Origin of the sequence: Brevundimonas sp. (assembly GCF_032055285.1) — a bacterium.
Taxonomy (GTDB): Bacteria; Pseudomonadota; Alphaproteobacteria; order Caulobacterales; family Caulobacteraceae; genus Brevundimonas.
The window spans coordinates 73,493-86,834 of the sequence record NZ_DAMBRE010000002.1; the positions used below are offsets into that span (position 1 = coordinate 73,493).

General features: G+C 67.1%; 13 protein-coding genes and 1 pseudogene. 5 read left to right on the forward strand and 9 right to left on the reverse strand.

Features of this window, described 5'->3' with window-relative positions; genetic code table 11:
- Positions 1 to 7 precede the first annotated feature (7 nt).
- The 5 genes from RTY13_RS05890 to RTY13_RS05910 all read right to left on the reverse strand — a co-directional run bounded on the left by RTY13_RS05890 (position 8) and on the right by RTY13_RS05910 (position 4,772).
- Positions 8 to 1,228 carry a copper resistance protein B gene (locus RTY13_RS05890; RefSeq protein WP_207827421.1) on the reverse strand — a complete coding sequence of 407 codons (1,221 nt, stop codon included), beginning with the start codon at positions 1,226 to 1,228 and terminating at the stop codon, positions 8 to 10.
- A gap of 299 nt (positions 1,229 to 1,527) precedes the next feature.
- Entirely contained in the window at positions 1,528 to 3,360 is a 1,833-nt protein-coding gene (locus RTY13_RS05895; RefSeq protein WP_178828402.1) for a copper resistance system multicopper oxidase, read from the reverse strand.
- Between the two features lie 139 nt (positions 3,361 to 3,499).
- Positions 3,500 to 4,057: an RNA polymerase sigma factor gene (locus tag RTY13_RS05900; protein WP_003169544.1), complete on the reverse strand. Its 558-nt coding sequence runs from the start codon at positions 4,055 to 4,057 to the stop codon at positions 3,500 to 3,502.
- A 5-nt stretch (positions 4,058 to 4,062) separates the two neighbouring features.
- A complete protein-coding gene (locus RTY13_RS05905; protein WP_178828404.1) occupies positions 4,063 to 4,503 on the reverse strand; it encodes a periplasmic heavy metal sensor in 441 nt (146 codons plus the stop codon).
- Positions 4,503 to 4,772, reverse strand: coding sequence for a hypothetical protein (locus RTY13_RS05910; protein ID WP_003169542.1), 270 nt, complete (start codon positions 4,770 to 4,772; stop codon positions 4,503 to 4,505). Before RTY13_RS05910 ends, RTY13_RS05905 begins: the two co-directional genes overlap by 1 nt.
- A 245-nt stretch (positions 4,773 to 5,017) precedes the next feature.
- Here RTY13_RS05910 and RTY13_RS05915 point away from each other — a divergent pair, with 245 nt between their 5' ends.
- The 3 genes from RTY13_RS05915 to petA all read left to right on the forward strand — a co-directional run bounded on the left by RTY13_RS05915 (position 5,018) and on the right by petA (position 7,414).
- The gene (locus tag RTY13_RS05915) at positions 5,018 to 6,175 is read left to right on the forward strand and encodes an acyltransferase (protein ID WP_178828406.1); all 1,158 of its coding nucleotides are present in this window, start codon (positions 5,018 to 5,020) and stop codon (positions 6,173 to 6,175) included.
- Positions 6,176 to 6,186: 11 nt separating this feature from the next.
- The gene (locus tag RTY13_RS05920) at positions 6,187 to 6,672 is read left to right on the forward strand and encodes a nuclear transport factor 2 family protein (protein ID WP_178828432.1); all 486 of its coding nucleotides are present in this window, start codon (positions 6,187 to 6,189) and stop codon (positions 6,670 to 6,672) included.
- 196 nt (positions 6,673 to 6,868) lie between these two features.
- Entirely contained in the window at positions 6,869 to 7,414 is a 546-nt protein-coding gene (gene petA, locus RTY13_RS05925; protein ID WP_207826212.1) for a ubiquinol-cytochrome c reductase iron-sulfur subunit, read from the forward strand.
- 91 nt (positions 7,415 to 7,505) lie between these two features.
- On the opposite strand, the gene copD is transcribed toward petA, so the two are convergent.
- The 3 genes from copD to RTY13_RS05940 form a co-directional block, all read right to left on the reverse strand.
- Positions 7,506 to 8,435 carry a copper homeostasis membrane protein CopD gene (copD, locus tag RTY13_RS05930; RefSeq protein ID WP_178828408.1) on the reverse strand — a complete coding sequence of 310 codons (930 nt, stop codon included), beginning with the start codon at positions 8,433 to 8,435 and terminating at the stop codon, positions 7,506 to 7,508.
- Between the two features lie 3 nt (positions 8,436 to 8,438).
- Positions 8,439 to 8,801, reverse strand: a complete 363-nt coding sequence (gene copC / locus RTY13_RS05935; RefSeq protein ID WP_370523723.1) for a copper homeostasis periplasmic binding protein CopC — start codon at positions 8,799 to 8,801, stop codon at positions 8,439 to 8,441.
- 98 nt (positions 8,802 to 8,899) lie between these two features.
- Positions 8,900 to 11,245 (reverse strand): heavy metal translocating P-type ATPase, encoded by a 2,346-nt coding sequence (locus RTY13_RS05940; protein WP_178828412.1) that lies wholly within the window; start codon positions 11,243 to 11,245, stop codon positions 8,900 to 8,902.
- Positions 11,246 to 11,627: 382 nt separating this feature from the next.
- Between RTY13_RS05940 and cueR the strand changes: the two are divergent.
- Positions 11,628 to 12,025: pseudogene (gene cueR, locus RTY13_RS05945) on the forward strand (Cu(I)-responsive transcriptional regulator).
- Positions 12,026 to 12,297: 272 nt separating this feature from the next.
- Here cueR and RTY13_RS05950 read toward each other — a convergent pair.
- The gene (locus tag RTY13_RS05950) at positions 12,298 to 12,780 is read right to left on the reverse strand and encodes a hypothetical protein (protein WP_312781896.1); all 483 of its coding nucleotides are present in this window, start codon (positions 12,778 to 12,780) and stop codon (positions 12,298 to 12,300) included.
- 278 nt (positions 12,781 to 13,058) lie between these two features.
- Between RTY13_RS05950 and RTY13_RS05955 the strand changes: the two genes are divergently transcribed.
- Positions 13,059 to 13,334, forward strand: a complete 276-nt coding sequence (locus RTY13_RS05955; RefSeq protein WP_178828414.1) for a metal/formaldehyde-sensitive transcriptional repressor — start codon at positions 13,059 to 13,061, stop codon at positions 13,332 to 13,334.
- The last annotated feature ends 8 nt before the right edge of the window (positions 13,335 to 13,342 follow it).

Below are 13,342 nucleotides of genomic sequence, written 5' to 3' on the forward strand. Positions count from 1 at the left end.
CAAAAAACTAGAACCAGGCCCTGATGCCGACCACCACTCGGGTGTCTTCGGCGCTTCGCCCTCGCGCTTCGGCGAAATCGCGCGTGTCGCCAAAGCTCCTGGTCCATTCGACCCCGACATAGGGCGCGAATTCGCGATGGATCTCATATCGCAGACGGGCGCCGACCTGCAGGGTGGACAGGCCTGACCCGATCCCCAGCTCCGGGATGTCCTCCGCAGAGAGGCTCACCTCGGCGCGAGGCTGAAGGATCAGCTTCTGGGTGATCCTCTGATCATATTCGGCCTCGGCGCGCGCCGTCAGTTCGCCCTTGTTGGACAGGAAGGCTGCGGCGTCGACCTCAAACCAGTAGGGCGCCAGGCCCTGGACCCCGACGACAAGGTCAGTCCGGTCGCCCTCGGGCCGATAGGTCTGCCGCAGACCGGTCTGGAAGTCGAAATAGGGGGTGAAGGCGCGGCTGTAGAGCGCCTGGAGCTCAGCCTCTTCGAGCTCTCCGCCGAACTCGCCCTCGCCTTCCGACTTCCACCAGAAGCGATGAATGTCCCCGCCGTACCAGCCCTGGGCGTCCCAGGCATAGCCCTCCTCGCCGTCGACGGACGTCGCCTCCAACTGGTCGATCATCACCGCGCCCACGCGAATGTCGCCGTTTTCAGCCAGCAGCACCCTGCGCGCCGCCGCCATGTCCCCGGCGCTGAAGATCTGGTCCGCCACATGGGGAGGGCCGTCCAGCGCGCCGGCTGGAGGCGGCGTCTGAGGCGGGCGTCCCGGATTGTCCGCGCCTGTCGGAACGTCCGGCGGCATGGCCATTCCGGCCATGCCGGCCATGTCATGTCCCGCATGAGGATCCGTCTGCCCCGCTGGAGCCGACGCCATGGGCATGGTCGACATGTCATGTCCCGCGTGAGGGTCCGTCTGCCCCGCTGGAGCAGGCGCCATCGGCATCATGGACATGTCATGTCCCGCCTTCGCCGGCGCAGGGTGGGCCTGCCCCATGGTCGACATGTCATGACCGGCGTGAGGCTCCGCCTGCCCCGCTGGAGCGGGCGCCATGGGCATGGTCGACATGTCATGTCCCGCCGTCGGCGGCGCGGGCTGGGCCTGTCCCATGGTCGACATGTCGTGACTGGCGTGGGGATCCGTCTGCCCCGCTGGAGCGGGCGCCATCGGCATCATGGACATGTCATGTCCCGCCGTCGCCGGCGCGGGCTGGGCCCGCCCCATAGTCGACATGTCGTGACCGGCGTGAGGATCCGCCTGCCCCGCTGGAGCGGGCGCCATTGGCATGGTCGACATGTCGTGGCCGGCGCCTGCGGCGCGGGCGGGTACGGTTCCCGGAGGGCAGGCCGAGACAGGAGACTGGCTCATCCCCGCGCGCCCCGTCGTCGTCGCTGCTGAACCCGTTGCGACGCATCCCTGCGTCGGAGGGGAAGCTTGGCGCGTCGGCGAGGTTGCGCCGTGTCCGGCATGGGTCTGCGCCAGGGCGGGCGTGGCCGCCAGGATCAGAGGAACCAGAGCAACGGAGACCCGGATCATGACGCCGCTCCTTCCATCGGACGAATGGTGACGACGTTGAACATGCCGGCGTGCATGTGCATCAGCAGATGGCAATGGAAGGCCCAGTCTCCCGGGTTGTCGGCCGTGAGGTCGAAACTGAGCTTGCCGCCGGGCGCCACATTGACGGTGTGCTTCAGGGGCTGGTGCCCGTCCGGCCCGCCCGTGACGAGCTCGAAGAAGTGCCCGTGCAGATGGATGGGGTGGGCCATCATGGTGTCGTTCACCAGGGTCACCCGTACACGTTCATTCCGTTCAAAACGGATCGGTTCGACGAGTTCGCTGAATTTTCGGCCGTCGAAGCCCCACATGAACCGCTCCATATTGCCGGTCAGGTGGATCTCCATGGAGCGGCTGGGCGCGCGTCGGTCCTTGTTGGGCGTCAGCGACACGAGGTCGGTATAGACCAGCACCCGGTGGTCGACCTTCTCCAGACCCTGCGGCCTTTCGCCGAGCCGGTTCGCCGGCATCGGCGATATGGTCTGGACTCCCACGCCCACCGCCATGTTGGGCGGCGCATTGGCGGGATCGCGCATGTTCATGGCGCCCATGGATCCGTGATCCATCGCGGCCATGGCCTCGCCAGCCGGGGCGGCGGCGCCGTGGTCCATCCCGGGCATGGCGCCGTGATCCATTCCGGTCATCGGCGCGGCGCCCATCCCCTCCATTCCGCCCATGCCGCCCATATCCATGCCGCCCATGTCCATACCCATGTCCTTCATGGTCAGGGTCGGCACCTCGCGCAGCGGCGGAACCTCGGCCGTCATGCCCAGGCGCGGCGCCAGGGTCGCGCGCCCCATGCCCGAACGGTCAATGGCCTCGGAGACGATGGTGTAGGCGCGGTCCTCAAGCGGGCGGACGATGACGTCATAGGTCTCGGCCACCGAGATCTGGAACTCGTCGGTCTCGACCGGGCGGACATTCTCGCCGTCGGCCTGGACCACGGTCATGGCCAGACCCGGGATACGGACGTTGAAGATCGACATGGCCGAGGCGTTGATGACGCGCAGGCGCACCCGCTCGCCGGGCCGGAACAGGCCGGTCCAATTCTCCTGCGGGCCGTGGCCGTTGATCAGATAGGTATAGGTCGTGCCGTTGACGTCGAGGACGTCGCGGGGGTCCATCCGCATGGCTCCCCACATCCGGCGCTCGGAGAGGCTCATGCCGTCCGATCCGTCCAGCAGACCCGCCAGGGTCGTCCGGTGGCGATTGAAATAGCCCGGGCTCTTCTTCAGCTTGGCCAGGATTTCATGCGGATGCATGAAGCTCCAGTCCGACAGGACCAGGACGTGTTCACGGTCATAGCCGACCGGATCGACGCCCGCCGGATCGATGACGATGGGACCGTAGTGGCCCAAGGCCTCCTGCAAACCCGAATGGCTGTGATACCAGAAGGTCCCTGACTGACGGACCGGAAACTCATAGACGAAGGTTTCGCGCGGCTTGATGCCGGGGAAGCTGACGCCCGGCACGCCATCCATCTGGAACGGCAAGAGGATGCCGTGCCAATGTATCGACGTCTCCTCGTCCAACTGGTTCGACACCGCAAGGCGAACATTCTGTCCCTCGCGCAGGCGAAGCAGCGGCGCCGGGAGCTGACCGTTTATCGTTGTCGCGGCGGCCGTCCGGCCGTTCACGGTGAACGGCGACTGTCCGACCGTAAGATCAATGCTGGCCCCCGTGAGCGTCGGGTAATCCGCGCGCAAGCCGGGAGAGCCCGTCTGGGCCCAGGCCGGTAAAAGGCCCTGCAAGCTCAATACGCCGCCGCCGACAACAGCGCCGCGCAGCAGGCTTCGACGATCCAGCGTCATGGCATAGTCCTCACGGCCGGTCCGTTCGGGAAGCGAACCGGGCTCTCTAAAAGGGATACGCACGCGGGACCTCCCTTCCCTCGGAAGCCTGATGCAGCAAAATCCGTGACGCCTCTTGGGTTCCGAAGGGATAGGCCTATCAGGTTTCGAGGCGCAGCAGCTGCGACAGCTTCTGGCGCGCCCGCGCCACCCGCATCTCGACCGCCTTGACCGACAGCCCGAGGATTTCGGCGGCTTCGCCATGGGACCGCTCCTCAATGGCCGTCAGCAACAGCGGCTCTTTCAGCTTCGGCGGCAATGTGGCGATTGCGGCATGCAGACGCTGCGCCTGCTCGGCGGCTTCATAGCGGTCCTCCGTGCCGGCCACCTCGTCCGCCACGGCCAGGGCCTCCGAGGACTGGAGATCGGCGCCGCCCATGAACAACCGGCGGATGTTGCGGCGACGGCTCCAGTCCCGGCATTTGTTGATGGCGATGGTCCGCAGCCAGGCCTCGAAGGATCGTTCCGGATCATAGCGGCGGATGGCCAGCCAGGCCGCGGCATAGGCTTCCTGCACCAGATCATAGGTTTCATCGGCGTCGCCGACGTAGCGGCGGACGAACCGATAGAGACCCGTCTTGGTTTCTCCCACGAGGGTTTCGAACGCCACGACGTCGCCGTGGGCCGCTTTCGTCTGCAGGGCTTGGCGGTCCGGCACGGATGCTATTGCGTGTCGGCGGTGAGCGCCTTGACAACGCTCCGGTCGAAGCGTTGAGCCTGAGCCTCGTTCATCACCGTCCGCATCTCGAAGATATGGGCGATGGTCGCCTGCTGCAGGGCCCCCATGGCGTCGTGGAAATGATCCACGGCCGGCTGGACCGTCCTGCTGTCGCCGTTGCTGACCCTGATGGCTTCGGCCAACTCGCGATTGGCCGCCTGGACGCGACCTTCCATCTGCACGCGCTGCCCGGCGAACCGGGTTTCGATCCCCTCGATCTTGGCCAGCTGCTGCGGCGACAGATCAAGATCCTCGTGGACGATCGCGTGCAGGGAGGGCGGGGCCTGCTTGTTGAGCACCCAGCTGGCGCCGGCCCATGCGCCCACGCCGCTCGCCGCCGCAGCCAGCGCGACCGTCACGGCGATGGATTTCCAGGCGATCGCCATCAACCCGCTTCCAGCCGCACCAGGGGCGATGTCGCCGCCACCGAGAAGATCGCCATCTCCGAGACGCTCGGCCGCGCGAATGTCGCCCCGAGACCGCCGTTGGCGACCCCGATCACCAGAGCCAGGGCCACTGCGGCCAGGCGAATCCGTTCGGTCGCCCGCTGGGCCTGGATCGCCTTCACGCGGCTCCAGACGTCCTCCTCGAGCCGATCGAGCGACACGCCGTCGCCGGGCGCGGAGCGCGCGAGCCAAATTCCGAGATCATCCATGATCGGTGCCTTTCGACGTTCTTACTGGGGATACGCATGACCCTGCGCTCATCCCTCACCTCGGGATCGAGCCGCTGCCTCACTGTGGCGCATTTTGAGGGGCGCAAGCCAGACCGTGCGTAGGAGAATTATAGCGGGTCTTCGCCGGGAGGGGCGAAAGCATGGTCATTGAAAGACTGGATACGGCCGTCATCGGCGGGTTCATGGCCGCCTCTCTATTCATCTCGTCACGCGCGCTCTGACCGATGGCGGCGCTCATTCCCTCATCTGGAAAGCATCCGTTTCCGGACGCCATCGCCCCGCTGACCAGCGTCCGGTTCTTCCTGGCGCTCGGCGTGGTCCTGTTCCACTACCAGTTGACCTGGACCCTCCCGCCCGAGGCCTCGGGCCTGTTGAATCGCGCGCGCCTGGGCGTCGACGTCTTCTTCATCCTCTCGGGCTTCATCCTGACCCACGTCTATCTGCAGGGCGACGCCGCACCCGATTTCCGGCGTTTCATCGTCGCGCGGTTCGCGCGCATCTACCCGGCCCACCTGTTCATCCTTCTGGCGATGCTGATCCTGGTGGCGGGAGCGGGCCTCGTCGGGGTCGCCCTGGAGGCGGGACGCTTCAACCTCCCCCACTTCCTGATGACGCTCTTTCTTGTCCAGGCCTGGTTTCCCTATCAGGACGCTGAGTGGAACGGCCCCTCCTGGTCCCTCTCGGCCGAATGGTTCGCCTATCTGATCTTTCCAGCCTACGCCTGGATCGCGCTGAGGCTGAGACGCCGTCCCTGGCTCATCATCGGCCTGGCCGTCCTCCTGTTTGTCGTTCTGGACGCGGTCTACCGGGCCGTCTTCGGCCCCGTCCTGCCCCGCGCCGAGGGCAGCATGGGCATCCTGCGCATCCTGCCGGAATTCCTCTACGGGATCGGCCTCTACTATCTCGGCCAGGGGTTTCGGGTTTCGCCGAGAGCCTCCCTCGCCCTGGCGGCGGGCTCCACAGGCCTGCTCCTGTTTGCCATGCAATATCCGCTCGACGATCGCCTCATCGTCCTGCTTGCGGGTCCCTTTCTCCTGGCGCTCGCCCTGCTCGCCAAGTCCGGCGCCCGGACCTTCCTGTCCGCCCCGGCCTGGCTGTTCGCGGGCGAAGCCTCCTTCGCCCTCTACATGGTCCACATCCCGGTTCTGATGGTCTGGCGAAACCTGGCTGAGAAGCTCCTCGGCCTGCCCTCCGACTACCGGATGGGCCTCTGGGAGCTCGCCCTGCTCCTGGCCCTATCGCTCGCCGTCGCGGCCTTCGTCCATGTGGCCGTGGAGCGGCCCGGTCGGCGCATCCTTCGTCGGCTTCTCGCCCGACGTCACCCCACGCCCCGGCCCGAGCCGGGACGTTTCGTTCAAAGCGACCAAGGAGAATCCCTTTGACCTATAGATCCATGATCATCGCCGTCGCCGCCCTCGCCGCTCCGGCGATGATCGCGGCGCCCGCGCTGGCGCAATCGACGCCCGCGCTGGCGCAGTCAACGGCTGAGGCCAAGGCCGTCGCCGTGCTGGACGGATACCGCGGCGCGCTCGAGGCGCTCAGCGCTTCGCGTGCAGAAACCTTCTTCTGGCCGGACGCCCAGGTCTTCGAGCAGGGCGGGGTCGAGGGATCCATCTCCCAGTACCTGTCCCACCACCTCGCTCCGGAACTCGAGGAATTCTCCAGCTTCACCTTTCAGGATCACGTGACGAAGGCGACGGTCGTCGGCGACATCGCCTATGCGACCGAGACCTATCGTTTCCGGATCGCGTTCAAGACGGCCGGCCGGGCTCCGGTTGAACGTCGCGGCGTCGCCACGAGCGTCCTGAGACTGCGTGACGGCGAATGGCGCATCGTCAGCTATCACTCCTCGACCCGGGCCCCGCGACCGGCGTCCTGACGACGTCCAAACCGCGCCCCAGACTGGCGCATCCCTGTTCCCAGCCTCGCCTTCAGAGCGGGGCTGGGAACAGCCTCGGCCAGCCCGACGTTGACCCCGAAGGATCAGATCCGTCGCGCTCTTGAAGGATGGGTTCGGCCGCTGGTCGAGACGCCCGTCAGGGGCCTGCGAAGGATCCATTTCGAGAGGAACTCGAATGCCCTCGCCAGACAAGACGGAATCCCCGACCTCCATCGCCGATCCCGACCGTCGGGACTTCATCCACGTCGCCGCAGGCGCCATGGCCGTCGGACCCGTGGGCATGGCCCTCTGGCCCCTGATCAACTCCATGAACCCGGCGGCCGACACCCTGGCCCTCTCGTCGGTCGAGGTCGACTACGGCAAGGTCCAGCTCGGCCAGCAGATCGTGGTCAAATGGCGCGGAAAGCCGGTCTTCATCCGCCACCGCACCCCCAAGGAAATCGCCGAGGCGGTCGCCGACGACGACGCGCCCCTGCGCGACCCGGCCACGGACGCCAGCCGCCACAAACCGGGAAAGGCCGAATGGCTGATCCTGATCGGCGTCTGCACCCATCTGGGGTGTATTCCGACCTTCGGAACGGGCGACTACGGCGGCTGGTTCTGCCCGTGCCACGGCTCCCACTACGACACAGCCGGCCGCATCCGGAAGGGCCCGGCGCCCAAGAACCTCTACCTGCTGGACTACGCCTTCCTGAACGAGACCCGGGTCAGGCTCGGCTAGGAAAGACCCTCCCCCGCGCTGACGACGCAAGGGAGGGCTTCATCGCACCGGGGCGTCCGAAGCGACGCTGGCCGCGTCGAACGCCATGGCCTCACATCATCATCATGGCGGCGGGCGGCGCGAGCGTCCCCATCACCGCCACCAGCCCCAGAAGGAGAACCGCCAGGGCCGTCTCCAGCAAGAGACTGCGTCGCAGGGCCCTGATCGCCGACGGCTTCTGGCTCTCATCCTCCAGAGAACGATGAAGACAGGGCGTCAGGACAAAGCGATTTGACGCGGCCAGGGCCAGCATGCCCACGAAGACCGTCAGTTTCGCGCTCAGCAGAAGGCCATAGGGCGTCGTCAGCAAGGCGCCCAGCCGATCGGGACCGACCAGGAACCAGGTGTTCACCAGACCCGTCGCGACCAGGAGGCCGACCGCTAGCGTGCCCATGCCGGCGAAGCCGTGCAGAGCGTCGTGGGTCAGTCGATCCCGCTCCGGATCTCCATGAGGAATGGCCAGGAACAGGCCCAAGGCGGCGAGCGCGCCCAGCCACATGGCTGCAGCAGCCGCGTGAATGATGTCCGCCCCGAGATGAACGAAGCCCGGGACGCCCTCGGTTGCGGCGCCGTGGCCGGTCCAGGCCAGACTGGCGCAAACCATCAGACCCAGAACCGTGAGGTCGATCCAGGTCGCCCGGCCAGGTCGGAGAACTAGAAGCAGCACGCCGGCCAGGGCTGCGACCAGCGCTCTCGCCACAAAGGCGCGACCGATCTCCATGTCGAACGCCATATAGGCCAGAGACGCCGGTTTCAGCGCCTCCGCCATCGACCCCGCCATGACGGCCGTCTGCAGGACCAGAGCCGCAAGCGAGGCCGCCGCGGTCACCGCCGCTGCAATCAGCAGCGTCTTTCGCGGCCATCTTTCGACGGCCGCGTCCGACGTGGGCATCCTGAAGGCGAAGAACAGGGGCACGCCCAGCAGGAGCATGGCGCCCACATACTGGGCCAGCCTCAGAAGGACGACCGCGAACTCCAGCATGGCTCAGCGCACGATAAAGGTCGTGGAGCCCGTCATGCGGTGACCGTCGGGCGAGGCCACGCGCCAGTTGACCGTATAGGCGCCGGCCGCCAGAGCGGTTCGAGGCGCCCCGCTGAGGGTCTTGCCGTCCTTGGAGACCCGGGCCTGAACCGGAATGACGGTTCCCTGGGCGTTGGCGAGGTCAAATCCCGAGAAGGCCGGAGCCATGCGCTCGCTGAAGGTGAGGCTGATGGTGCGCGGCGCCGACACCGTGGCGCCGGTCGCCGGCGTGGCGCTGACAAGGCGGGCGTGGGCGTCGGCCTGGCCCGCGAACAGGGACAGCGCGGCGGCCGCGCCGGCCAGGGTTGCGATCTTGAAACGGTTCACGTGTTTCTCCTTGAGGAAACGCCCCTCTCTCATAGATACGCAAGCCTGCGGTCTTCCCCTCAAGACCGGCGGCGCCCGGCGCTTTCGCCGGCTGCCCCCTAAAGCCTGACCGCCCGCAGACGCAGCGCATTGGCGATGACGCTGACCGAGGACAGCGCCATGGCGAGGGCCGCCAGCGCCGGCGACAGCATCAGGCCGAAAACCGGATAGAGGACGCCGGCCGCCACAGGGATCCCCAGGGTGTTGTAGCCGAAGGCGAACACCAGATTCTGACGGATGTTGCCCATGACGGCCCGGGACAGATGCCGCGCCCGGACGATGCCCTGGAGATCGCCGCCCAGCAGGGTGACGCCCGCGCTCTCGATGGCCACGTCTGAACCGGCGCCCATGGCGACGCCGACGTCGGCGGCGGCCAGGGCCGGCGCATCATTGACGCCGTCTCCGGCCATGGCGACGACGCGCCCCTCGGCCCTGAGCTGCTGGACGACGGAAGCCTTGTCCTGCGGCAGCACCTCGGCCCGGACATCGTCGATGCCCAACCTCCGCGCCACGGCTTCAGCCGTCGTGCGATTGTCGCCTGTCATCATCACCAGCCTAAGGCCAGCGGCCTTCAGGTCGCGGATGGCGTCGGCGGTCGTGGCCTTCACCGGATCGGCGATGCCGAGAACGCCGGCCACAGCGCCGTCAATGGCCACGAAGATGGCCGTAGCGCCCTCCTCCCGCAAAACCTCTGCCGCCGCCTCGAGGGGGGCGACATCGATCCCGGCCTCCCTCAGGAAGCGGGCATTGCCCAGGAACAGACGACGGCGGTCGACCAGGCCGGTGACGCCGCGCCCGACCGGGCTGTCGAACTCCGCAGCCTCGGAAAGCGTCAGGCCGCGATCGGCGGCGGCGCGCACGACGGCGTCGGCCAGGGGGTGTTCGCTGCCCCGCTCCAGGCTGGCGGACAGGCGAAGAAGCTCGACTTCGTCAAAGCCCTCGGCCGGTCGGATCGCCGTGACCGACGGTCGTCCCTCGGTCAGGGTGCCGGTCTTGTCGAGCACCAGGGTGTCCACCTTCTCGAACCGCTCCAGCGCCTCGGCGTTCTTGATGAGGACGCCGGCGCGCGCGCCACGCCCCACCCCCACCATGATCGAGATCGGCGTGGCGAGGCCCAGCGCACAGGGACAGGCGATGATGAGAACCGTCACCGATGCGACCAGGGCGTAGGACAGGCGCGGGTCGGGTCCGATCACGCCCCAGACCGCGGCGGCGACCACGGCGATGCCGATGACGGCCGGCACGAACCAGCTGGACACCAGGTCGGCCAGGCGCTGGATGGGCGCGCGGCTGCGCTGGGCCTGGGCCACCATCTGGACGATCTGGGCCAGAAGGGTGTCGGCGCCGACCTTGTCCGCGCGCATGAGGAAGGAGCCCGTCTTGTTCAACGAACCGGCGATGACCCTGGCCCCGGCCTCCTTGGTCACCGGCATGGATTCCCCGGTCACGAGGGATTCGTCGATGGCCACGCGCCCTTCGAGGATCTCGCCGTCGACCGGGATTTTTTCGCCCGGTCGAACGCGCAGCCGATCCCCGACCGCCACGAGGTCAAGCGTCACATCCTCGTCGGCGCCGTCGTCGCGAACACGACGGGCCGTCTTCGGCGTCAGGTCGAGCAAGGCCCGGATCGCGCCGGAGGTCTGTTCTCGCGCGCGCAACTCCAGGACCTGGCCGACCAGGACGAGCACGGTGATCACCGCCGCCGCTTCGAAATAGACGGGCGCGCTGCCGTCCATGCGCAGCATGGCCGAGGGAAACAGCCCCGGCGCCAGCACGGCGGCGACGCTGTAGATCCAGGCTGCGCCGACGCCGATGGCGATCAGGGTGAACATGTTGAGACGCCGGTTCAGGATAGACTTCCATCCCCGCTCGAAGAATGGCCAGCCGGCCCACAGGACCACAGGCGTCGCCAGCACGAACTGGATCCAGTTCGATGTCTGGCCCGAAACCCGGTCCGCGAGCCCGGTCAGGTGACCGCCCATCTCCAGCGCGACGACCGGCAGGGTCAGGACGGCGCCGACCCAGAGCCTGCGCGTGAAGTCCTTCAGTTCTTGATTGGGCGTAGCCTCGGCGGTGACCGTCTCGGGCTCCAGCGCCATGCCGCAGATCGGACAGGCGCCTGGTCCCACCTGACGCACCTCGGGATGCATGGGGCAGGTGTAGATCGTCCCGGGCGGCGCGGGCTTCGCCTCGGGCTTTTCGCCGAGGTATTGCCCCGGGTTCGCGACGAATTTCGTCCGACAACCCGCTGAACAGAAGACGTAGTCGTGGCCTTCGTGTTCTGCGCGATGCTGAGCGGAAGCTCGATCCACGGCCATGCCGCAGACCGGATCAATCGCCTTTTCGCCTTCATGCGGAGAGCCTTGGTGGGCATGGCTCTGGTGAGGGTCGTGGGCCGTCGGCATGGCGTCACTCCTGTCAGCGCCCGACCGGCCGAGAGTCCTGAATGGTTCAAGACGCGCCGGAAGCGTATGCTGGATGGTCTATCAAGACCGATGATGCAGTCGGAAACAAGCCTTGCTTCTGAACCAATCGGAACGCCGCCGAAGACCAGATGAGCGGCGCAACATGGATGGTGGCGGATGATCGCTGCTGCATCGACAGTCCGGCCAGGATTCAGGCGGCGTGCGCCGCCGTGCAGCAGGCTGGAAAATGAAGTCCCGGGCGATCGCCGCGACCACCAGGTCATGGGCGCCCGGGTCATGACTGCGATGACCGGAGACCTTCCCAACCCGAAGCCAGAACGGGTCTTCCGACCATGAAGTCCCGCGCCACAGGAGTTTCAGCGTGAATATCGGCCAAGCCTCTCGCGCCACGGGCGTGTCCGCCAAGATGATCCGCTACTACGAATCCACAGGACTGATCCGGCCGGCGGAGCGCACCGGAGCAACTATCGCGCCTTCGGCGATCGCGACATCAACGAGCTCCGGTTCATCCGCCGCGCCCGCACGCTCGGTTTTTCAATCGAAGACATCGTAATCCTGCTCTCCCTGTGGCGCGACCGGACGCGGCCCAGCCGGGAGGTCAGGGCCGTCGCCGAGCAGCGCCTCGCCGGCCTTCATGCCCGCATCGCCGAAATGCAGGCCATGGCTGACACCCTGGAGACCCTGGCGCGTTGTTGCGCAGGCGATGAGCGGCCGGATTGCCCCATCCTCGCCGACCTAGCTGCGGCGCGTGAAAACTGACGACCCGAGACGCCTGACATAGGGGCGCAGCACGGAGAACGGCCATGACCTACCGTGACATCATCGTCGATGCGACGCCGAGGGACGATCTCGTCCAGACCCTGGAACAGGCGCGCGATCTGGCCGCGAAGTTCGACGCTCGGCTGACGGCCCTGTGTTTCGCCTGGCCCCGGAGGTCAGCACTGAGGACGGCCGTGGCGAGTTCGCCCCTGTCAGTCCTAGAAGACACGCGAAGAATGGACGCCGCCCTCGCGGGCGCCCACGAGGCCTTTCTACAGGTGTTTGGCTCCGGCTCGAACGCCCCCGCATGGCTTTCCGGCATGGCGGAGCCGGCCCCCCTGCTGCGCCATCACCTGCTCGCCGCAGACCTGCTCGTCACCTCGTCGCCCCCGCCGATCGACTGTGCGCTTCCTCACGCCGGCGAACTCGCCATCCACGGCGGCGGCCCCGTCCTGCGTCTTGGACGCAAGGACGCGGACCTCAGTCTCGCCAATGCGGTCATCGGCTGGAAAGACGCCCCCCAGGCCAGACGCGCCCTTCATGACGCCCTGCCCTTGCTCCGGCGCGCCCGGGCCGTGACCGTGGTCGGCGTCGGCGACGAGGTCGAACAGGATCGACTTGCAGACGTCGCCCGGCATCTCGAGCGGCATGCTGTGGCGGCCGCAGTCAGCCACGTCCCGGCGACAGCAGGAACAGCGGTCGCCGCAGACCTTCTCGCCGAAGCCCGCCGCCTTTGGCGCCGACCTGATCGTCACGGGGGCCTTTGGCCGCGGGCCCTTGGCGCAACGCCTATGGGGCGGAATGACCAGCGGCCTTCAGGACGACGCCCACCTGTCCTGGCTGCTGTCGCACTAGAACAGTCCCGTGTCCGGTGCTCCGCCCTTCAGAATGCGCCGATATTCGCCCATTTTGAGAAGACCGCAGCGCGACCGCACCTCCCCCTCGATGGGAGCCAGGAGGCCCGCCGACATTCTTTCGGACGCGCACTCCAGCGCTAGGCACGGCCCCTCAAGATACTATACAGGGGTATTCTATGGCGCACACATCAACCAACAAGAAGAAGCTCGTCGCCCGCGTGCGGCGGATCGCCGGTCAACTGGGCGCGATCGAACGGGCCATCGAAAGCGACACCGACTGTTCGCAAGTCCTTCAACAGGTCGCCGCGGCACGCGGCGCCATGGGCGGGCTGCTGGAAGAGCTGATCGAGGACCACCTGCGCCATCACGTCGCCCACCCCGAACTGAGCGACGCCGAACGTCAGAACGGCGCTGAAGAACTGATCGCCATCATCCGCCGCTATTCCAGGTAGTCCACGCC